Annotated in this window: 11 protein-coding genes; 3 read left to right on the top strand and 8 right to left on the bottom strand. The window is 39.9% G+C overall.

The window, feature by feature from the left end; all coding sequences use genetic code 11:
* The first annotated feature begins 13 nt into the window (after window positions 1–13).
* The 3 genes from Q0779_RS08170 to metF all read left to right on the top strand — a co-directional run bounded on the left by Q0779_RS08170 (window position 14) and on the right by metF (window position 3,744).
* Window positions 14–844, top strand: a complete 831-nt coding sequence (locus Q0779_RS08170; protein WP_298771475.1) for a carbon-nitrogen hydrolase family protein — start codon at window positions 14–16, stop codon at window positions 842–844.
* Between the two features lie 52 nt (window positions 845–896).
* Window positions 897–2,345, top strand: a complete 1,449-nt coding sequence (gene tldD, locus Q0779_RS08165; RefSeq protein ID WP_298771473.1) for a metalloprotease TldD — start codon at window positions 897–899, stop codon at window positions 2,343–2,345.
* Window positions 2,346–2,850: 505 nt separating this feature from the next.
* Window positions 2,851–3,744: a methylenetetrahydrofolate reductase gene (gene metF / locus Q0779_RS08160; RefSeq protein WP_298771471.1), complete on the top strand. Its 894-nt coding sequence runs from the start codon at window positions 2,851–2,853 to the stop codon at window positions 3,742–3,744.
* Window positions 3,745–3,794: 50 nt separating this feature from the next.
* Here metF and Q0779_RS08155 read toward each other — a convergent pair whose 3' ends face one another.
* The 8 genes from Q0779_RS08155 to Q0779_RS08120 form a co-directional block, all read right to left on the bottom strand.
* On the bottom strand, window positions 3,795–7,508 hold the full coding sequence (locus Q0779_RS08155) for an Ig-like domain-containing protein (RefSeq protein ID WP_298771469.1): 3,714 nt from the start codon (window positions 7,506–7,508) through the stop codon (window positions 3,795–3,797).
* Window positions 7,509–7,914: 406 nt separating this feature from the next.
* A complete protein-coding gene (locus Q0779_RS08150) occupies window positions 7,915–9,837 on the bottom strand; it encodes an EAL domain-containing protein (RefSeq protein ID WP_298771467.1) in 1,923 nt (640 codons plus the stop codon).
* Complete coding sequence (locus Q0779_RS08145) at window positions 9,834–10,517, bottom strand: transglutaminase-like cysteine peptidase (protein WP_298771465.1); 684 nt, start codon at window positions 10,515–10,517, stop codon at window positions 9,834–9,836. The genes Q0779_RS08150 and Q0779_RS08145 overlap by 4 nt, the downstream gene beginning before the upstream one ends.
* 17 nt (window positions 10,518–10,534) lie before the next feature.
* On the bottom strand, window positions 10,535–11,128 hold the full coding sequence (locus tag Q0779_RS08140; RefSeq protein WP_298771463.1) for an OmpA family protein: 594 nt from the start codon (window positions 11,126–11,128) through the stop codon (window positions 10,535–10,537).
* Window positions 11,128–12,528 carry a TolC family outer membrane protein gene (locus Q0779_RS08135; protein ID WP_298771461.1) on the bottom strand — a complete coding sequence of 467 codons (1,401 nt, stop codon included), beginning with the start codon at window positions 12,526–12,528 and terminating at the stop codon, window positions 11,128–11,130. Before Q0779_RS08135 ends, Q0779_RS08140 begins: the two co-directional genes overlap by 1 nt.
* Window positions 12,529–12,596: 68 nt before the next feature.
* The gene (locus tag Q0779_RS08130) at window positions 12,597–13,979 is read right to left on the bottom strand and encodes an HlyD family type I secretion periplasmic adaptor subunit (protein ID WP_298771459.1); all 1,383 of its coding nucleotides are present in this window, start codon (window positions 13,977–13,979) and stop codon (window positions 12,597–12,599) included.
* A 110-nt stretch (window positions 13,980–14,089) separates the two neighbouring features.
* The gene (locus Q0779_RS08125) at window positions 14,090–16,291 is read right to left on the bottom strand and encodes a type I secretion system permease/ATPase (protein WP_298771457.1); all 2,202 of its coding nucleotides are present in this window, start codon (window positions 16,289–16,291) and stop codon (window positions 14,090–14,092) included.
* Window positions 16,292–16,489: 198 nt separating this feature from the next.
* On the bottom strand, window positions 16,490–23,287 hold a 6,798-nt coding region (locus Q0779_RS08120), incomplete at its 5' end, for an Ig-like domain-containing protein (protein ID WP_298771455.1).

The raw sequence follows: 23,287 nt of genomic DNA, 5'->3' as shown, positions 1-23,287 counted from the left end.
AGGGTGAAGCGTCATGCAAATAAATCTATTACAATGCCAAAGTGGCGCAGATGTTCAAGCCAACCTAGATTTTATTCGTGCTCAACTTGCGCGACTGCCTCGCATTGCGAATGAGCCTCAATTAGTGGTCCTGCCTGAAGCTTGCTTGTTATTTGGTGGTCTTGAGAGTGAACAAAAAAAGATTGCTAAAGCCGCAGATGAGAGCCCTTTGGTCGAGTCATTAGCAAACATAGCTAAGCAATATCAAGTTTATTTAATTGCTGGCACCATTCCGATTTTGGCACATGATGGTCGAGTTTATAGCCGCAGTTATTTGTTTAATGATAGGGGACAAGAGCTAGGGAATTATGACAAGTTACACTTGTTTGACGTTGAAGTCAGTGACAGTACGAAAACTTATCGAGAAAGTGATACTTTTTTTCCTGGTAATAAAATCAGTGTTATTGAGACACCTTTTGGGAAAATAGGTTTAGCGATATGTTATGATTTACGCTTTCCTGAACTTTTTCGAGCGATGCGCTTAGCGGGCGCGGAATTGATTGCATTGCCTTCTGCTTTTACTAAAGTGACTGGAGAAGCACATTGGCAAACGTTAGTGCAAGCCAGAGCGATTGAAACTCAATGTTTCATGTTGGCAGCAAACCAATGGGGCGCTTGTGATGGTGGGCGTGAAACTTGGGGCCAAAGTATGATAGTGGATCCATGGGGACGAATTCTTGCTCAAAAAGAGACCGGTTGTGGCTGGATACAAGCACCATTAGATAAATCACAACTTAATAATATTCGTCAAAAAATACCTGTAGCTGCACATAACCGTTTTGTTGAGCCTCAATTGATAGAATAATTCTGAAATTACGTTACCAAGCCTAATGAACAAAGCTTAAAGAGAGAAATGAATGCCATTTTTAACACAAGTTGGACAAAGTTTATTGCAAGATGGACTATCGATTGATGATTTGCAGGATTACCTTAAACAGATACATCAGCATAAGGTAGACTTTTCTGATCTGTATTTTCAAGGTGCACGTAACGAATCTTGGGTGTTAGAAGATGGCATCGTTAAAGAGGGAAGTTTTCATATTGAAAGAGGTGTGGGAGTCCGCGCTATTACGGGCGAAAAAACGGGGTTTGCCTACGCTGATGAAATTACACCTGCAGCACTAACGGCTTCTGTTAATGCTGCAAGAGGAATAGCATCGGCGGGCGAACAGGCACAAGTGAAGGCTTGGCAGCGTCAAAGTGCGCAAGTGCAATATACCAGTAACGATCCTATTGCTGGTATGGAAGAAGTGAAAAAAATTAATCTATTAAAGCAAGCAGATGCTTATGTGCGCAGTTTAGACGATCGCATCACTCAAGTGGTTGTCAGTTTATCAGGTGTGCATGAAGAGATTTTAGTGGCCGCAAGTGATGGTACTTTAGCGGGGGATATTCGCCCTTTAGTTCGATTCAATGTCAGTGTGATTTTAGAAGACAATGGAAAGCGTGAAAGAGGCAGTGCTGGTGGCGGCGGCCGACATGCTTATGAAGTCCTAATGCAAGAAGATGATACAGGGTTACCTTATTGCTTTTATTTTGCTAAAGAAGCGGTACGTCAAGCACAGGTAAGTCTGCGTGCTATCGATGCGCCGGCGGGTGAAATGGCCGTGGTATTGGGTGCGGGTTGGCCTGGAGTATTGTTACACGAAGCTGTGGGTCATGGTTTAGAAGGTGATTTTAATCGTAAAGGCAGCAGTGCGTTTAGTGGAAAAGTGGGCCAACAAGTAGCCTCATCGCTTGTTACTGTTGTGGATGATGGCACCATTGCCGATCGCCGTGGCTCCTTAAGCATTGATGATGAAGGGGTACCCACTCAAAAAACAGTGCTAATTGAAGACGGAATTTTAAAAGGTTATATGCAGGATAAATTAAATGCAGGTTTGATGGGCTGTCAATCGACGGGTAATGGTCGCCGAGAGTCTTATGCACATTTACCCATGCCACGCATGACAAATACCTACATGGAAGCTGGACATTCAGATCCTCAAGCCATTATACAATCTGTTGAAAAAGGGATTTATGCACCTAACTTTGGTGGCGGGCAAGTGGATATTACGTCGGGTAAATTTGTGTTTTCAGCTTCTGAAGCTTATTTAATAGAGAAAGGTGAAATTACTCAACCTATTAAAGGAGCAACCTTAATTGGTAATGGTCCAGAAGCCATGGGACAAATTTCTATGGTGGGTAATGATTTGGCGTTAGATAAAGGTGTGGGAGTGTGTGGTAAAGATGGCCAAAGTGTGCCTGTAGGGGTAGGGCAGCCAACATTAAAATTAGACTCTTTAACCGTTGGTGGTACGGCTTAGTATGGTTTTTATCCCCGTGATGTTTTAAAGTTCAGTCATGGGGATAATATTGTTTCGTCACCATCATTTTCCTGTCTATCATTTCCACTTTATTGCTATTTTATTTTCTGCTTTTAAACCAGCCCTTTGGGAGTCTGTAAAATCACCTACATCGAAGTTGTATCACCTTAAAAGGCAATAAGCATTCTTGCAATAATACGCCTTGAATTAGGTACTTTTACAGGCTCTGAAAACATGCATCTTCATGTATCACGGGTATATTGCAGGGATGGCTTAGTTTCCATAATATATATACTTTTTTTAACTTAAATAAAATCTTGAACGATTAAAATTAACCTATATTTAACATCGAAGCAGGATAAGCCCTAAGATCCTAGCTAAGCTTTTTGGAAAGTCATAAAAAGATGAACAGAGTGTTTTTTATGACTTGACTTAATGAAGAGTTTCTCTAGTATGTGGACATATAGACGTCCAAACGTCCATTTAAAATCTGAGGGAATTATTTATGGCTTTTCATCATGCACAACATGCGACTTCATTAAACCAAAGCTTATCTGAGCTAAATGGTGATATAAATGTCTCTTTTGAATTCTTCCCTCCTTCGACGCCAGAAATGGAAACCATTCTTTGGAATTCAATTAGAAGGTTAGCGCCTTTAAATCCTAAATTTGTCTCAGTGACCTATGGTGCGAATTCTGGTGTCCGTGATCGTACCCATAGTGTAATTGAACGCATTCAGAAAGAAACTCAACTTGTGGCTGCACCTCATTTAACGCTAGTTGATGCCAGTGATGAAGAGCTTATTGAGTTGGCTAAACATTACTGGAATTCAGGGGTTCGCGATATTGTTGCCCTTCGTGGTGATTTGCCTGAAGGAAGTCCTAAGCCGACGCGTTTTGCGAATGATTTAGTCCGTTTATTACGCTCTGTGGCTGACTTTGATATTTCTGTCGCGGCCTATCCAGAAGGTCACCCTGATGCAACCAATGCTCAAGCGGATTTAATTCATCTAAAACGTAAAATTGATGCAGGTGCCAATCGGGCAATTACACAGTTCTTTTTTGATGTGGAGTCGTATTTGCGTTTTCGTGATCGCTGTGTCACTGCGGGTATTGACGTTGAAATCGTGCCTGGTATTTTACCTGTGACGAATTTTAAGCAATTGAAACGATTTGCAGGCATGACCAATGTGGGTATTCCTAATTGGCTACATCAGCAATTTGAAGGGCTCGATGATGATCCTGCAACTCGTCAGTTAGTTGGCGCCAATGTGGCGATTGATATGGTGAAGGTATTATCACGTGAAGGGGTGAAAGATTTCCATTTTTATACCTTAAATCGTGCTGAATTAACCTATGCTATTTGCCATACACTTGGAGTGAGACCGAATAAAGCATAATGACTCTATCGGCTAAGAGCATGAAAACGATCATGCTCTTTATCTCTAATTTAAGCGGTGAAAGTGATACTGCTTTCTTCAATAGGCTCAGGTTCTGAGCCAGCTGTGTTTGTTTTTACTATCAAGCTGTTCTTCGCGATGAGAGCATGGATCATATCGTTGTCGCTACTGACGGAATATGAAGTAAATAAATTGATCCCGTTCAGTACCAAGTGTTGATTCATATGGCCGTCATGGTTACTGTCAATATCAATAATGGTATCGCCGTCTTCAGTTGAAAAGTGCAGTATGTTATCTAGGCTATCTATATCATCTTCACCTTGAAGAATATCACTTAAATCGAGTTTATCTTTATTGAGATCAAATCCGGTAATATGTGTTTCCCCTTGACTTTCAGCTTTTAATATGAAGATATCGACTCCTTCATTGTTAGAAAAGTCGACGGTATTGATTAATGTATTATCCGCTGTAATGGTATCGGTGGTTAAAGTCGATACTGGGTCAACTAGCATTGGTGACTCGACGGGAGCCGTTATGGTATCAGTGGTTAAAGTCGGTATTGGGTCAAGTGTAATAGGATTTAAATCATCAACAATTAAGTCATTGGAGTGATCGACAGGGTCAATGGTAATAGGGTTTAAATCATCAACAATTAAGTCATTGGAGTGATCGACAGGGTCAAGTGTAATAGGGTTTAAATCATCAACAATTAAGTCATTGGAGTGATCGACAGGGTCAATGGTAATAGGGTTTAAATCATCAACAATTAAGTCATTGGAGTGATCGACAGGGTCAAGTGTAATAGGATTTAAATCATCAACAATTAAGTCATTGGAGTGATCGACAGGGTCAATGGTAATAGGGTTTAAATCATCAACAATTAAATCGACGGGGTTTGCCGATAGAGGTGGTAGCGCTATAGCATAATCTTGATGGTGAGTAACGGTCGTTATGTTACCTGCATTATCAGATGTTGTTAAGGTCGCTGTGACGCGAGTATCGGTTTTGAGTTCATTTCCAGCAATAGATAAATTAAATACACCTTCATTGTTTAGGCTAGCAATATGCTGTTGATTATTGATAGTGATAATGACTTGATCGTCAAAGTGGTAATCACCTGTAACAAGACCTGTGATAGATATATCATTGTTAGCTTCATTCAAGCTAAGATAGTTATCATCTGTAATAGGATTAAGGGCTAAGCTAACTAAAGGTGTGGTGAGATCGACGGCATAAGTTTTAGAAGCGGAAATGTTGACGTCAATACCTGTTGTATCTGTTATCGTTGTATTGAGATCAATGGTTAAATCGGATTCAGTGGTTAACTTGTTTCCATCAATTGGAGCGCTAAATTGACCATTGGCATCAACTAAACTCATTACCGTCATGCGCCAACCTTGCTGACTTTCAAGTTGTAAATAAACGGTTTGATTATCAGCTATTTCATCGGGCTCAATATGATTGATTCGGCCATGAAGCAAAACATTCCCATTCATTTCTACGAGATTAATTGTATTGTCATTGGTGATGTTATCAAGCTCTAAGGTGTACATAGGCTTAACAGTGTACTCTTGACTGTCAATGACTTGAGTTAGATTACCCGCATCATCTTTACTGCTAAAACTCGCAGAAATACTGGTGTCTTGGCGTAATTCATTACCATCAATGGATAAAGAAAACTCTCCTTCAGTATTGAGGCTTGTTTTATATATGCGCTCATTGACACTCACTTCGACTGGCTCGCTAATATCAAATTGACCCGTGATCTGCCCTGAGACTTCGATAAGATTGAGTGACTCTGAAGGGGTTAAATGATTATCTCCTGCAATTGGATCAAGGTTTAGCGAAATAATGGGGCCTTCGATATCAAGTGTTATTGACTGTGCCTTTGAGAGCGTTGTTCTTGTATCGGTAGTTGGGTCAACAATCGTGGTGCTGGCGGTAATGGATATATCGGAGTGACCGATTAAATTGCTTGCATCTATTTCTCTATTAAATAGGCCATTAATATCTGTTATGGCGAGCGTGGATATGCCTTCAGGATACTTATCCGTTATGACGGTGAGGTATACCTCTTGGTTGGCAACGAATGTACCTGTTTTTACGTTTAGAATACTGCCACTGATCACTAAATTACCGTCTATTTCTTCACTATTAATAATATTATCGTCAGTGATATTATTAAGCGTTAAACTATACGAAGGTGGGACAGTATAAATTTGGCTGTCATTGACCTTTGCTAGGTTACCAGCAGAGTCAGTACTGCTAAAGCTGGCGAATACTTGAGTATCCTGACTTAATTCACTACCACTAATGGGTAAACTAAATGCGCCATTAGCATTGACATGTGTCTTGTATACTTGCTCATTCACTTTTATTTCGACTTGATCTGTCTCATGGTATTCACCGGTGACATGCCCAGACAAGATAACAGTACCAAGAGATTCATCAAATGATAGGTGATTATCGTCAGCAATAGGATCGAGTTTTAGGCTGATAACGGGATCGCTTCTGTCTATGAAGAAGTATTTTTGAGTGGATAAAGTTATTTTATTACCTGCAAGGTCAACTACTTGGGTTGTTGCTGTTATCAAGGGATTTGTGTGGTTGGAAAAATACTCACCATGAATACTGGCATTGAATTCACCATTTGTACTTACCAATGTCGTTATTGTTGCTATATGTTCTTGAGCACTTGAAATGATGATATTAATGGAGTTAACTTCAGGAAGAGGAAAGGTTTCAACCCCATTGATTCGACCCGTGATATTGACTTTATCGAAGGATTCTTGTTTATTAATAATATTATCATTTGTCACTTCATTAATTTCTAATGTGTAAATGGGGCTAACAACATATACTTGGGTTGCTGTTTGAGTGATCTCGTTACCTAGGTTATTGGTACTTGTTAAGCTGGCTGTAACACTATTATCCTTGCTAAGTTCACTTCCCTGTATACGTAGATTAAATATTCCCTCATTATCAATATTGACAGTATATTGTGAATGATTGACACCGATATTGACTTTATCGTCAGCGTTATATTCCCCAATGACTTTCCCTGTTAGAGTTACTATATCGATTGCTTCATTTGGCGTCAGTATATTATCTCCTGTGATCGGGTTTAAATGGAGAGAAAAGTCGAATGGCGTTAAATCGATATCAACTGGCTTATTAATTGAAGTTGTGAAGCTATTGTCTGTAATATCCGTTGTTGTTAATTCTTGTTCAATTTGCTTTGGGACATTGACTGTTGATATGACTTCATTAGTATCTAGAATATTATTGACATGAAGAGTATTATCAGTGGTGTTATCAATTTTATTATCTAATTGATTATCATCTATAAGTTGGAATATTTTTTTATCTCTAAAAACAAATTGATGTTGGGGGGCTGTTGAGGAGTCATACTCTGCTGTTGCGAGTGTTTCGGGTGCATTTCGTTCTATTTGAATGTAATTAGATTCAATGTCATCACTGAGTTGAGTATGGAAGTTTTCAGTTTCTCCTTCAGAAAGAGACGAATTATTGGTTGTGTTATTTAATTCTTTGGTAAGAAAATTGTTGATATCATCGCTTGTTATTGCCTCTCCATTTTCAAAAATTAATGCAAATTGACTTTCACTATTGAAGATGATTTCTTCTCCAATTTTTATAGAGTCAAAAGCGCGAAGATGGCTAATTTGGCCATTTAGGTCTTTTATTTGTAATCGGCCAGAAACCGATCCAATGACAGCATTTTGTGTGGCAACGAATATACTCATAATGAAGGGCTCCTTCAGAGAGGGTGGAAGTGAAGGTATCAATCCCTTACCTTATGTTCATATTTGAGACTAGCGTGAAATGTATTATTAAATAAGTTTTAATTTGTTTCTAAATATTTGTTAATTTAACATTCGATAGAGTGGGATTCTAGCTTTGCATTTATTTAGCGATGTAACTGGTGTTTTATATTATTTTTGTTTTTGATTTATTGGGTTATTTATTTTATTGTCATCATTTTTATGTATTTTTCTTCTTAAATACCGAATGTTTAAAAAATGTTTATTTTTTGTTGTTTTTGTCAATTGGTAGCCGTCTGTATATTTTTATCCGTTAAAATATTAACTTTGCTTAATGGTTTGATGATTTGATTGGATGAGCCACCTTTTTGATAACAAAAAGGTGGTATTAAAAAGTAATGTCTATAGGAGGAGAGATAAAGCCCATGTAATATTGAATATTAAGGGTTTTAAAGTAATTCAGTTGCTCTTTATTTTGAATGCCTGTTGCGATGACATCAATGTTAAGTTCGGCAGCAATGTTGACTAACGCACGCCTGAGTTCGATATTATGCTGGCTATCATCATTGACGGTGAATGATTGATCTAATTTCACATATTGAGGTCGTAATTTTTGTAAGTAAGACATTGAACCAAATTGACGGCCAAAGTGATCTATACCGAATTTTGCACCATTGTTTTGTATTATCTGACATAATGCCTGGCATGTGTCGAAATTATTGTATACAGCGGCTTCAGGAATATCAAAAATAACGTTTTGTTCCCATTTAGTATTTTTAAGGAAAGTATTAAGCCATAGATGGAAATCAGTGTCATTCAAACTTTGATGGGTTAAATTGATGACAATAGGCTCTTCATTGAGTGTCATTAATTGTTTGTCGAGTAATGTTTCAAGTAAACATTTGTCTAGGATTGCACCTAATGATAACTGCTCAATATAGGGCATGAATTGCCCTGCTGGAATGAGAGTCTTGTTGATAGAGAATTGACAGAATAGTTCTTTAGTATGCACTTCATGACTTTTCATTTTATGAATGGGCTGCAGTCTAAATTTGAAACTTTTATTATCAATTGCTGAGATTAAGTTTTCTCGCCATTGAACTTGAGTAAAAAGTGTCTGTTCGTGGGATTCATACCAATAGAAAATTTTATTGTGGCTGATGGCACTTTGAAGGGCATTATCTGCTTGGGCGAGAATATCTGATACACTTACTTGTCCATTTCTTTCGGCGATACCGATAGCGAATTTTTCATTAGCAGTACAGCCAGCCTTAGCAATCTCTTGGTTGATGGTTCTAATTAATGTTTGCAAATATTTATTCACTAAATCACGTTCTATATCAGTGATGAGAAATGCGAATTCATAAGCAGCGATACGAGCAATAACAGAAGGGGCAAGTTCATTCAATTGTTGTTGCATCTCTTTTGCCAGCAGGCGTATGGTTTGATCGCGAACTTGATAGCCATGCTGGCTATGTATGTCACCTAACCAGTCCATTTTTACCATGAGTAAAGTACCGCTGCTGGATTCACTTAGCCAGCTATTTAAGCGGCTGACTAAATACTGCCTGTTTGGAAGATTTGAAATATCATCAATCAAATTTGTTCTTCTTAACGAGGATATTTCGTCATCTAGTGATGTAAATACTTTCTTTAGTTGTATAGACATTGAATTAAATGCTTGAACAACTTCTTTTAGTTCCGTTGTCTTAGGTAATTCCATTTGAGGATCAAATTGCCTTTTTGCAATGTTTTTAGCGTATTTTGATAAGTTATGTAAAGGTTTTAATAGCCAAATTAAGCAGATCCTAGCAATGATAAGCGCAAGTATGAAAAGTATGAAAACAGTGACTAATAAATTGGACATGCTTTGCCAAAGCTTATTATATCCAATACCTGGATGAGCGGTGATTTCAAGTTCTGCAAGTTGGATCCAGCCAGATGTGATTGTTGTTTCTTGAGTGATTGAAGGAAATAAATTCAGTGCAATAAACCAATTGGGTACTTCTTTAATCTCTAAAGGGTTATTCCATATTTCTTGCTCTCCTTCAACAAGCCAAGTTAAGGTGATCTGTTGGTAGTATCCTCCTTCAAATAGAGTGTTGATTAAGGTTTTAACTTGTTCTGCATTTCCAGCTTCTAACTCAGGGACTAACATCAGGCCTAATGATGTGCTGGTGTTATTGAGATCAGAGCGCATTTGTTGAGTCAGAAAAGATTTAGTTTCATAAAACTGAAAATAACTGATACTGAGTATAATAATCAGAAATAAAATCAATAATAAAGAGTAGATTTGTCGAAAGAGTGTCATAACGGCTCCAATGTTAGGATCGGAATATTAAGTTGATCTACACCTAAACGATGTTGTAATTCATTCCACAATGTTAATTGGTTGGAAGATCCTGCAAGTACACCTTGTGTCTTTTCTTTATTCAACCATAATTGCCTACCATTAAAGCTGTAGACAGGGATAAGATCTGGGCGTTGGTCGGCTTTTTTAACATCTAAGTCCAAATTATCAAGTATTAAAGGAGTTGATGACGCCGTTTCATAATAAGATAGAATCATATGGTTTTGATTGAACTTGGGGGCTTTTACCATAGTGATCCTCAGCTTTTCTTCAGATACGCCTAAGTAGAGTAAGGTAAAATATTTGGCAATAGAGAAGTCTTCACAATCACCTGCGCCGACCCCGATAAATTCCAGTGGCTTTGCCCAGTAATTCACATGTCCCCATAACTTAATATCGGTGATATAAGTGTATTGATTGAAAAATGCATTCACTTTTATGATTTTATCTAGTTCATCTAACCCTCTGGCTTGATCAATTAACCTAAACCATAATCTCGCACGCTGTTTGGCTGTAGGACCATAATGGGTTTCTAGCGCTTGAGTAATTTTTGGAACATCTAGCTGCTTGAGTTTTGCATGGCTATGTAGGCTATACAAAAGTAAAAGCAGCACGGTAATATAGAACTTTACAGTATTCATTTTAAGCGGGTAAGTGCTTATTGTGCTTCTTCATCGACACTGTATATATGCCAATCCATATCGGTTATTTTTTGGCTGTTACTGATATCCACAATCACTCTTCTGTTTTCTGCTGCAGCGGGATTATCGGGGTTAACAGGATGATCATAACCATAACCTTTGGTCGATAATCTTTTAGGATCAATATCATATTTGGTTGATAGTAAACTGCTCACTGCCATTGCTCTACTTTTAGACAAGGTGAGGTTGTGTTCGTAAGAACCTGTTTTACTCGTGTAGCCCTCAACGGTTGCTGTCGCCGTGGGGTATGTTTGCATGAGCTTAGCGACAACTTCTACTTCAGAATAGAAAGCGGGCGGAATAACGGCTGAATTATTGGCGAATTGAATCTTCACTTCTTCTCTTTGGTGTACGGGATCAACAATCGGGCAACCGTAATTGTCGACCATTGCGCCTAAAGGCGTATCTTTACAGCGATCTCTTTGTGCAATAACACCATCAGCATCATAATCATTAAGGTCATAGACTTGAATGGTGGGATTATCCATAGTGTCAATACTTGAACAACCCGATAATATACCGATCGTTAAAAAAAGCGTTAATTTTTTCATTAGTAACTTCCTTGTAAATATTGGTTATCGCTAAACCAGACTTCAGGGCGAGTGACACGTAATGAACTGAGTAGTTGGCCTGTGGCATTGAGTAGGCGGTATTGTGAAATAATTTCGTCATATTCAGCCGTTAAGTAACTCTTTCGTGCTTCAAATAGTTCATTTTCGGTATCAAGTAAATCTAATAATGTACGTTGGCCTAGGTTAAATTGTTGACGATAGGCAAGTTGAGTTTCTTTGGCTGCGATGACATGTTCTTTGATAAACATTTTTTGGGGGGTTAATAATTCATAAGCATTCCATGCGAGACTTAAACCTTCCACGATTTGACGCTCTGCTCTTTGTCTGATTTCTTTTGACTCACTTAAGTTATAAGCCGCTTTTTTCTCAGTGGCGAGATCTTTGCCGCCAGCAAATAAATTGTATTTGACCCTTATCATGCCAACGAGCTCATTATAATAACCTTGCACACCGTTTACATCACCGTTTACCCCGTCTAAGTTATTATCCCAGCTACCATCAAACTCGAGAGTAAATTTTGGATAATAACCTGACTTTGAAGCTTCTTTAGCGGATTCGGCTGCTTGAATATCTTTTGCCGCAGACTGTAATACGGGGTGGCGTTCTTGTGCGACTTCAATGCCAGCCATTAGATCCGCTGGCAGTAAATCAGCATCTGGCATAGGCACAATCAGATTTTCAGGAGGGAGGTGAATAATGCGAATATATTCAGATTTTGCATCGTAAAAATTGTTCATTGCTGAAATGACATTGGCATTGGCTCTAGCGAGTCGCCCAGTAATTTGAGATAAATCGGCTGTGGAGGCGAGGCCAGAATTGGTTCTTTGTTTTATTTGGTCGTAAATGGTTTGATGGGTAACGAGGTTTTTTTCCGCTAACGTGAGCACTTGCTCTGATTGAATATACTTAATGTATACTTGGGTGGCCTCCAATGCCATATCTTCTGCTGCTGCAAATAAAGCCCATTGTTCAGCACTGGCTTCAAAACGACTTCTGTCAACTTCGCTGGTGGTAAAAAAACCATCAAAAATAATCTGTTGAATACTCAAGCCAAATTCACCACGATTAAGATCTAAGTAATCATTGGGGTAATCAGCGGGATCGGTTGTATTTAAATTACGTGTGGCAGGGCTATTGGTTCTTTCCAAGCCATAACCGCCAGTCAGATCGAGTGTGGGCATAAAGCCTGATTCTGCTTGTTTCACTTGTTCTTGGCTGGCTTTAAATTGATTGAAGACAATGCGGATTTCTGGATTGCTTTCTAAAGTATGAGCAACAGCCTGTTCTAATGTTTGACTGTAAGATACTGATGTAAATACACTGCTAATAGCCAAAGCGATCAAACTTGGGCATAATTTAATGATTGAGCGGCTTTTCATAGGGTTCCCTCCAATGTTTATTTTTCGTTTATACGAAACGATTTTGTTATCACAGTGATGTTTGCATCTTATCGCTCTCTTAAGGCGGTTTCTTTTGCCCGAAGTATTGGGTTAAGTATGTACTCCAAAATGGATCTTTGCCCAGTAATTACATCAACGCTTGTTAGCATTCCTGGAATGATGGGCATGACGGTGCCATCATCTTTTGTTAGGCTCGACTGCTTCGTTTTCACTATGGCTAAATAAAAGCTATTTCCTTCTTCATCTTGAGTGGTATCGGCACTAATATGCTCGACGGTCCCATCTAAGCCACCATATCGAGTAAAGTCATAGGCGGTGATTTTGACAATCGCGGGTAAACCGGGATGTAGAAAGGCAATGTCTTTTGGTAATATTTTGGTTTCAATGAGCAGCTGATCATCTGTTGGAACAATTTCAATAATATTTTCCCCCGGCTTTACCACTCCGCCTAAGGTGGTAATATTGACAGTTTTGATTGTGCCGTTCACAGGAGAAATGATTTCTGCCTTACTGACCTTATCTTGAGTGCCCACTTGTGCTTCGTTGATACGGCGTAATGTTGCTTGTAAATCATTGAGCTCTGCACGAGTATCTGCAATAAAGTTATAGGTATGCTCTCTGCGAGTTAAAATCGCCTCATCGAGAATCGATTTTACTTTTGGACGCAGGACCCGTAATGTCGATAACTCGCCTTGAATGTCATTGACAGTCCGTTGTAATTTGAGTAATTCAACTTCAGGTACGATGCCTTTTTGGGCTAATGGTTTGGTTAAATCTAACTCTCGGCTGATGAGTTGAAAGCTTTTCGTTAAGGTTCTTATTTTTGATGCGAGCTCTTGTACTTCTTGTTGGCGTTGTTGGATTTTTCGTGTTTCAATTTCTAAATGGTTACTTAAGTTATCGAGTCTATTTTGATATTCTCGGCGTTGGTTCTCGACCATATTGGCATGGCTTTTGACCATTGCATCAGGAAAAGCTAAAGGCTCAGGCGTGATTTTAATTTGTTCTCGCCAATCGGTTGCTAGACTGGCAATATCAATACTATTTAATTCAGATTCTAATCGTATAATATTAGCCTGTAAACTTGAGACTTCTTGTTCTTGTTGAGCAAGATCAGAGCGGAACCGAGTTGCATCAATGCGAGCAAGAGCTTGCCCCTTTCTTACCATCATGCCTTCTTTGACGTGCATCTCGAGTAAAACGCCTCCATCTAAACTTTGAATGAGTTGAATTTGAGAAGAAGGAATGACTTTACCCGAGCCTGTGGTGACTTGATCAATTTTAGAAAAATATGCCCATATAAAAAAACAAATAAATAATGCACTTAACGCCCAAATAATCAGCTTATGACTGAATGGAGCCTCTGTCATCATTGCACCATAAACATCATCGACCATGTCTAAATCGTTAGATTGAATTTGCTTACTCATGATGTGATCTCAATTGGGAGGTGGTTAAAAGAAAGAATGAGTATTGACCACAGGGAGTGTACTGGTGAGGAAAAAATAGTTCGGTAATCATAGTGCTGGCGTACGTGATGTTATTTTTCATGTGACGCCCCTGCGTTAAGGGTACCCGCATTGAGTTTTTCTAGTACTTCTTTTTTAGCGCCATCGGCAATAATACGACCATTATCAAGGATGATAATACGATCGACTAATTTAAGTAGATGCATTTTATGTGTGATTAAAAGTAAAGTGCGATCTTTTGAAACATGCTCCATTGCATTAACAAACTGCTTTTCAGCTCGAGCATCTAAACTCGCTGTAGGTTCATCCATTAATAAAACGGGGGGATCGTTTAAAGTGGCTCTCGCTAAAGCGACAATTTGCCTTTGTCCTCTTGATAGAGCGAGTCCACCTTCACCGACTTGTTGATCTAACCCTTCAGATTCGAGATCGGTAAATAAACTGACGCCTGAAAGTTGAACTGCTCGAATGAGTTGGTGTTCAGTGACTTGACGAGTACCAAAAAGAATATTATCTCTAATGGAACCATGAAACAAAGTGACGTCTTGGGGTAAGTAGCCAAAATTTCGACGAAGGTCACTTGGGTGTATTTGAGCTGAATCGAGACCATCATAGCGTAAACTTCCTTTAGTGGGTTTATAAAGCCCGATTAATAATTTAGCTAGGGTACTTTTTCCTGAGCCATTACGGCCAATGATAGCGACGCGTTCGCCTGGATGAATTTTTAATGATAAAGGATAGAGGCTAGGCTTTTCACATTCAGGGTAATTGAAACTAATATTGTTAGCATCGATTTGCCCCATAATACGTTGTCGACTGACAAGATGACCTTTATTTTCAAACTCATCTTCTTGAGTCATGATTTCATTGACTTGACGCAATGCATTGGCGGTATGATTGCCTCGGGTCATCAATCCTGCAAGTTGCGCCATAGGGGATATCGCTCGACTCGATAACATGACTGCTGCAATAATACCGCCCATAGAGATAGCATTATCGGCAACACGATACACGCCTAAAATGACAACACAAATAACTGAAAACTGGACGATGAAAGTGGCAACATTTGTGACAGAGGTGGTGATTTTCTTAGATTTTAATTGCCAGTTCGCCGTGTGACCTATCATTTGTTGCCAGCTTTTTTGAACAATACCTTCTGCGCTACTGGATTTTATGGATTCCAGTGAGGCGAGTGACTCAATAAGGTGTCCATGTTTGAGGCTGAGAAATTTATTACTTTCTTCTATCGCCGCTTTCAACCTAGATTGTATGAGTAAGGTATACCCAATAATGATAATACTTCCAACAAGGGGAATGAGAGCAAGATCGCCTGCAACAATATAAATAACAATGATGAAAAAGACAGCAAAAGGTAAATCAACTAATGCAGTAATCGTTGCAGAGGTTAAAAAATCACGAATACTATCAAATTCACTCACCTGTTTTGCCATTGCTCCGACACTTGGAGAGCGTTTTTCAAGAGGGATCCCGATGGCTTTAGCAAAAATTTGTGAAGACACAATGATGTCAACTTTTTTTCCAGCTATATCAATTAGGTAGCTTCTTAGTTGTCTCATGATGAAATCGAATAAATAGGCCACTCCGGCCCCAATGGCTAATACCCAAAGTGACTCAAAGGCAAGATTGGGTACCACTTTGTCATAGACGTTCATGACAAAAAGGGGAGAGACTAATGCAAAAATATTCACCAGTACCGATGCAATGAGTGCGTCACGATAAATAGGGGCAGAGTCTTTTAGTGTTTGAATTAACCAATGGGTGCGGGTTTGATGTAAGTGTAAGTTAAAGCTTTTATCACCACGATATTCTTGTTTTATTAAAAACACATAACCGACATACATGGTTTCAAGTTCTTCAATACTCATTGACTCTTGACCACCCGTTTCAGAAAGCTGAATGGTCACTTTATCTTGTTTAGAATCAATTTCTCTTAACAAACAGGCTTTTTGGTTTTTAAGTAATAACACACAAGGAAATAAAATAGGGGGAATTTGGTCTAGCCCTTTGCGTGCCAATTTTGCCGATAGCCCAGCTCTGGCCGCCGCTTGAGGAAACAATTCCGGCGTCAATACACTACTTGAAAGAGGTAATCCTGCTGTCATCGAATCACTGGAACAAGGCGAACCAAAATATTCCGTCATGAGAACTAAGCAGTCGAGCAAAGGATCTTGTGTCACTCGTTGAGAAGCAGAGATGGTCCATTGTTTGTCTTGAGTGTTATGCTCATCTGGCGTTACTGTCGTATCTGACACAGAATGACTTTCCTTGATAATCCTTCTCGTGTGAAAAGTATTGGTCAAAATAGACCAGTTTGCCAGTTTGCCATGGTTATTCATCATGCCATACATGTATTGCACAAAGCAGAGGGAATGGTGAATGGAAAAATATCGCAAGGATAAAAAACCCTGCACAGTGTTGCAGGGTTTTTTTATTAGGTTGCTGGATTATGCTTATGGATTCATTGGTGGTTCTTCAAGTGGTAGTTCGGATGATGGCGCTGCAACAATTAAGGCGCCATTGCCTTCGTTAATCAGTGCATTAATGATTTCACTTGTGTTGTCAGTATTAAAGTGAGTAAACAAGTCGACGCCATCAAGGACAATGTGTTGATTCATATCCCCATCATGACTACTGTCAATATCGATGAGAGTATTGCCATCTGCGTCCAGTGAAATATTAAGCTGTTGTTCTAAATCAGTTAACCCATTAGAGTCATCAAGTAAGGAACTGATATCAATCCTATCTTCACTGAGATTAAAATCTTTAATGAGGTCGGTTCCATCATTTGGTGAAAATTTAAAGGTATCCATTCCTTCACCGCCAATGAGTATATCATTACCAGAACCACCGATGAGGACATCTTCCCCTTCATCGCCCAGTAATATATCATTACCGCCTTCTCCTAATAGAATATCATCACCAGCTAATCCTTGAATGACATCGTTGCCATGCCAACCTTTAAGGTCATCATTATTGTCTGTACCAACAATATACAGGTTATCATCACTTTCAAGTTGTTGAACAATATGCTGTATATCAGCTTCTAGGCCATCTTTTTCAGTGTGTTTACTGTCGAGTTGTTCTAGTAGATCTTGTCTAAGTGAAGCATATAGACCGGCAGCAGCTGCTTCATCACTGTCGGCTTGAGCAATCAAGGTGTTATCTTCCAAGATTTTTGCCTCGAGTGCCAATATTGCCGTGTTAATGTTAGCAATGTCGAGCAAGGTTAAGCTAGGGTCGTTTTCTAACGCATCAATGAAGTCATTACGTTCCTCTTCGTTGGCCTGTATTCTGGCATTGGTCTCGCTAATGAAGTCATCATATTGTTGATACTCATTTCCCCTTGCGATATCTAATGCGAGTATCTCGCCTTCACGCTGACTAATCTCTTCATTTAAGTTGTTCACTTGCGTTAACAAGCCGTTGATTTCATCAATACGATCTTGTTCTTCTTGCTCTGCTTGGTTCTCGATTTGTTGATTTAATCCCGCTAGCGCATCATCGATTAATAGATCGGCACTATCGGTGCTAGTGGCAGAAATCGTCCCCTCAACAACATTGGCTGCCGTCACACTTAAACTCACGGCAGTGTGTAGCGGAATAGTTTCAGACCAACGAATGATGTCTTTACCTGAGCCTGCGACATCGGTTTGATAGGTAAAGCCGAAGACGCCATTCCCAGCAGCATCGGTGACCTCTAGTGTTCCGTTGTTTAAACTGGCAAGCACTTGTGTAACAGCGCCGTTATTATCAATACTGATGCTCATATAACTGTCTGGCTGGCTAAGCTGGTCAGCCGACACCCAGACTTGTACTTGATCTGGATTTTGTTCAAGCTCTGCTGCAGAGAGCCAGCCATCATCATTGCTGTCGGTGACAATAACCACTTCGGGTGATTCAGGGATAATGACGTCAGGCGCATTATAATCTCCTTCTATCACTGTAACAGTAGCAGTGTCTTGACCGCTTCGATCATCAATTAAGGTGTAAGTGAAAGTGGATTCACCGCTGAAATCGTCAGCAGCAGTGACAAAGACTCCTTTTTCACCCATCATGTCGCCCAGCATGACGTCAAATTGTGAATTCGCTCCGGCTTGTACATCAATAATATTAATGGGGTTGCCTTCAGGATCACTGTCATTGACCGTTAAGTCTGCAAAGGATATGAAAATTGTTTCTCCTGAGACGATCTCAAAGGGCTCGAAGACGGGAGCGTTGATTGACTCGGTAATATTTGTTAATGGTATATCATTTTCGGCATTTTCATTGGTTAAAATTTTATCTATGGTTAAAGGTTCAATTGTATTATCAGGTTGTGTGATCTCTATAGTTGCATCATCGAGTAAGGTTTGAGAGACAGTAACGCTTCTTAGAACAATATTGCCATCGGTGTTGTTGACTGTACCAATAACAAACTTAGTAACTTCAGAAGAACCAGTGTTAAAAACAAAGGTTTCTAAAAAAGTACCGTCGGTGTTTTTATAATCAATCTGTCTAATGACCTGACCATTCTCTAGGTGAGCGTCGATATAAACCGCATTAGCATTACTACCAGTGCTACCTTCGGTAAAATAGACGCCAATGCCGTCAACTTTAAGTGATAATTGATTAGATTTCACTTCTTCACTGAACAGTAGAGTAATAGTATCATTACCATCAATTCCTTGCCCTACGTTGTCACTATCGCCAATACCAACACCTGTAGAGTTAGTTGGTTCATTATAGTTGGTAAATGCGCTTCCAAAAAGTATGGTTCTTATTGTTCCTCCACCGTTTTCTTCAGGAACATCGTAACGAATAGTAGTATCGTTTAGTTGTGTTCCCCAGTCAGAGATTTCAGCGGTTGTTCCATCAGTTGTGCCAAGGAAAATATCGTTTGTTAGATCTTTGACCTCTTCATTTTGCTTCATTTGAAATTGAGTACTGTCGGTTGTAGTGATTGAATCGCCCAGTTCAAGTGTGTACCAAGTGGAACCATCTTCAGAATACTGTAGCTCCCCGTAGGTAAAATCATCAGTAAGGGTGACCGTGGCATAAGGCTCTTTAGCTTCATTGTCATCAACGGCGTCGGGTTGTGCGTTAACAACATAGCTTGCGTTTGTGGGGTCGGCAGGTGAAAAACTGTTGCCCGCTTCATCGGTGAGCATGGCGATGACGGATAAACTGGAGTCGGATGCCATGTCTTGGCCGTCAACGGCAAACTGTACAAAGCCATAAGGGTCGATAAAGCCAGTATAGTATTGATTATTAACGATCAATGTTGCTTGGTTATCACCTGTTAATGGTAAGTCTTGGTCAGGGAAGGCTAAATTTAAGGTGGCAGTAACAATAACGGGTTGATAGTCATCTGCATTGTCGTATTGCTGCACGGTATCGATTTCGCCAATTGTGATTGTAAACTCCGGTAGCTGCGCATCGGTGACAGCGCTTATCGATGCCTCAGCCTGATGGTATCCGCCGTTCGGATCGAAGGCCTGAATACGGGCTGTTGCAGTAAAGAGGTCTTCGTGTGAAAATGAGGTCTCTTCACCATAATGCCAGCCCGGTATAAATTCATCGGTTGTAATGAAGTCAGTTAAAATATTTTCAATAATAAAGTTCCCTTGATCATCTAAAATAGTGGCTTCATAAAGGTGGATAAAAGGCGGAATATCTATTCTAACAAAGTCAATTTCAATCATGACGGTTTCGCCAGTGAGATCAAACTCTGCGTCAACGCGACCGGATAAAGCAACGGGGCCAAAAGATTCTTCGTAGTTAATCAAGCCATCACCCGCAATGGGATTCAACATTATGTCAAACTCGGCATAATCCTGAATGACATTGATTTTGACTTGTGTGGTACCATCGGCGCCATGACTGTCCGTAATGGTATACTCAAATGAGGCTGGGCCGCTATAACCTGGGTCGGGTGTGTAAGTGATTTCACCCGTTAATGTATCAAATACAAGGGTACCATGTGTGTTTGCTGTTGCTGTAACATGGGTTATGAAGAGAGGATCGGGAGTGATGCCATTGGTTTGTTCATTGTCATCGATGACACCATTATTATTGCTATCAGGATCTAAGTCATAATCATTGTGCAGGAGCTGATCAGCATGAATAACAAGTACATCATCTTCCATAACTCTGATTTCGGCAACCACAGGTTCAATTACATTGGCAAAGGCAAGATCTGTGATAGGTACTGGTGTGTCACTGTTATGAGCCGTCAGGCTGATTAGTACAGACTCAGTTGTGGTGGTTAAATCTGGTTGTGTAATGAGTACAGGTGTATTAATTAATAAGGTTTGCGATAAGATCATACTATGAACGACATAGCTTCCACTGTTGCCAGTAATATTGTTATCACCCAGTTGGGTTGTTAATTCAAAGGAATGAAAAGCCACATCACTGGTGAATTTATATGTGTCAGTTGCGATACCAGAATCCCTGAAATCGCCTTTTCTATCGATTTCGTTTCCATGGATGTCTCTGGCAATAATGAGTACTTCTGTTGCATTATTGTCGTTTTCATCAAACCAACTGCCTAAGCCTTTTAAAACAAGGGTAACTTCATTGACACTTATGGGATCATCGCTCATGTCATCAATAGTCACCATTAAGGACTCACCGATTTCTAATCCGTTGTTATCGCCTCCTATGCCATTGCCGACATGATCGTCAACGTCTCCATTTCCATTATATACTGTTAAGGGATTACCATTTTCTGGGTCATCATTAAGCAATTGAGTGGTGATTTTTAGCGCCCCTTGATAAAAAGTGGCCGTGCTAAGATCGTTTGGATCAATCTCTCCCCAATCGTATAGGCTCGCTGGAATTCCTGAGCTGCCTAAATTAACATCTTCAACGAGATCTTGAAAAGTTTCAATTTCTGGAATAAAGACGAGTTCACCACCGACAGGGGAATTTTCACCAGCAATGACAGGGTGTAACGTACCATCAATATCGATATAAAATGCGCCATATTCTGTTTCGATATCGAGATGAAAATGAGCATCGGGTTGCATTATTTCTGTATCAGCTATTGCAACCACATCTTTGTTTATAGTGTAATTGGCTGAAGCTTCGGCGGGAAGTGCTTGATTGCCCGCCGGATCTTGTGTGTTATAGCGTGCATTGATTTGTGCTGCTCCATCACCGTCAATGTCATTGGCCCGTAATGTTTCATTAGGCAGGGTGAGTGACCAGATTGCCGTGAATAGATTACTACCATTGATATCATTATTAGGGGTAATGATCACATCGAAATCGCCAGCTTCAAGGTTATCGTAAATTGTTCCATTAAACTCGATTTCAACAAAATCTTGTGGACCGAAAGGCTGATCGCTTGTGATTGTCCCTGTTAGGGTCACATTAAAGAATTCGGGTACAGGTGGGGCGTTAGGGTCGTCATCTTGACCTAGTACTTCAACAATCTCGTTGATAGTGATGCTAATGTTGGGGGCTTGAGTATCAACGGTATAACTTTCATCATCAAACACAGTGCGGCTATTGCCAGCTTGATCCGTTGAAGTAAATTCAGCCTTAATGGTTTTATCAATATCGGCTACTAACAAAGCTCCTGAATAGGCATATTGAAAGTCCCCTTGGGCATTTATAACGGGAGTGGTGACTTCAAATACGTCAATGTCCGTTTGAATTGTTAGTGTAACTAATTCTCCAACATTGAACTCACCAGCAACTTTCCCTGAAATCCAAATAGGTTGATTTTCAAGAGTAGCCTCAGCCTCTTGTGTGTTGATAATATCATCATCTGTTATATTGGGGTCCAGTGTGATAGAGAGCGGTGCGGGAGGGGTGGTATCAACTTGATAATCATTAGTATTGGTGACCGTGATACTATTGAGCGCATTATCGGTGACAGTGAGAAAAGCTGCGACAGTATATTCACCTTGATTGTCATCTGCTTGAGACAATTTGTCACCGCTGACCCCGATAGAGTACTCCAACTTACCTGTATCTGGGTTTTCGATTAATGGGCCGCTACCAATTAAGGTTGCGGTTCCATTGATATCGACATAGAGCGTGACGATATTTCCTTCAATATTATCAGTACTGCTGGTGGCATATCCTGTAATGGAGACGTTGGCATCAGATTCAGCATTGTTGAGCCAGCCATCGTCTGCAATGGTTGATATAAAGACTTCAGCTTCTGGGACAATGATATCGACTTGATAGTTACCAGTATTAGTGACAGTGGTACTGTTTTGTGCAGTATCGATCACGGTTAAAGACGCAGTGACGGTGTTACTGCCATCAATGTTGCTGTCGGCACGTGAGAGTAAATGACCACTGACAGGAATGTTATAGGTGAGTATTCCGCCAGCATTGAGCATTAATGCGCCTTCTCCTAGGGGGGTTTTAACGCCATCGATGAAGATGTGAAGTGCTACAATATCACCAGCAGTAGTTTCATCACCGGTTGCATAACCCGTAACGGACACATTTGGCGCAAAATCAGGTAAACCGATGCCATCACTGTTAATGAAAACTGATTCATTTTCTAGTACTAAATCAACGACACCATCATTGTTTGCATCAAGATCTATAAAGTCAGGAATAGCATCCCCATCATCGTCAAGCAGAGCAACGTTGGGTATACCATTTGCATTAACACCTTCATTCAAGTTGGGTATACCATCTGAATCAGTATCAAAATATTCATTTTGAACAAAGTCGGGTATACCATCTCGATTTAAATCTATTTGCATTTGATCCAAAATGCCATCGTTATTTTGATCTACATCAACTTGTGAGAAGCCTTGACTATTTGTTGATGAATCAACAAAGTCAGGAATACCATCTCCATCTCCATCCTGTGTTAATTGAATATCAAGAATACCGTCATTATTTGCATCAAGATCCATATCGTCAATAATGCCATCCCCGTCAGTGTCGGGATTATTGTCGAGACCTACAGAATCAGGAAGCCCATCACCATCAGCGTCAATGTCAATCATATCAGGGAGCCCATCACCATCAGAGTCTTGAGCAATGGGAAAACTGGGTATGAAGTTTCCACTAGCATCAAGCATCACGGGAACAGGAACTCCAGAAAGATCGAAAAAGTAAGGAAGAGATTCTTCGTAGTTCAGATAGTCATCATTCGCGATGCTGGAGACAAACACCTCGGCAACAGGAGGGATGACATCGACGCCGTATTCATGCCCTTGGTTTGCATGTCCGGGGTTTCCGGCTGCATCGACGGTATCTATTCTAGCATCAAGATGATAAGGCTCTGCATC

Source organism: uncultured Shewanella sp., from assembly GCF_947491715.1.
Taxonomy (GTDB): domain Bacteria; phylum Pseudomonadota; class Gammaproteobacteria; order Enterobacterales; family Shewanellaceae; genus Shewanella.
This window is presented reverse-complemented; position numbering and strand designations above follow the sequence as displayed.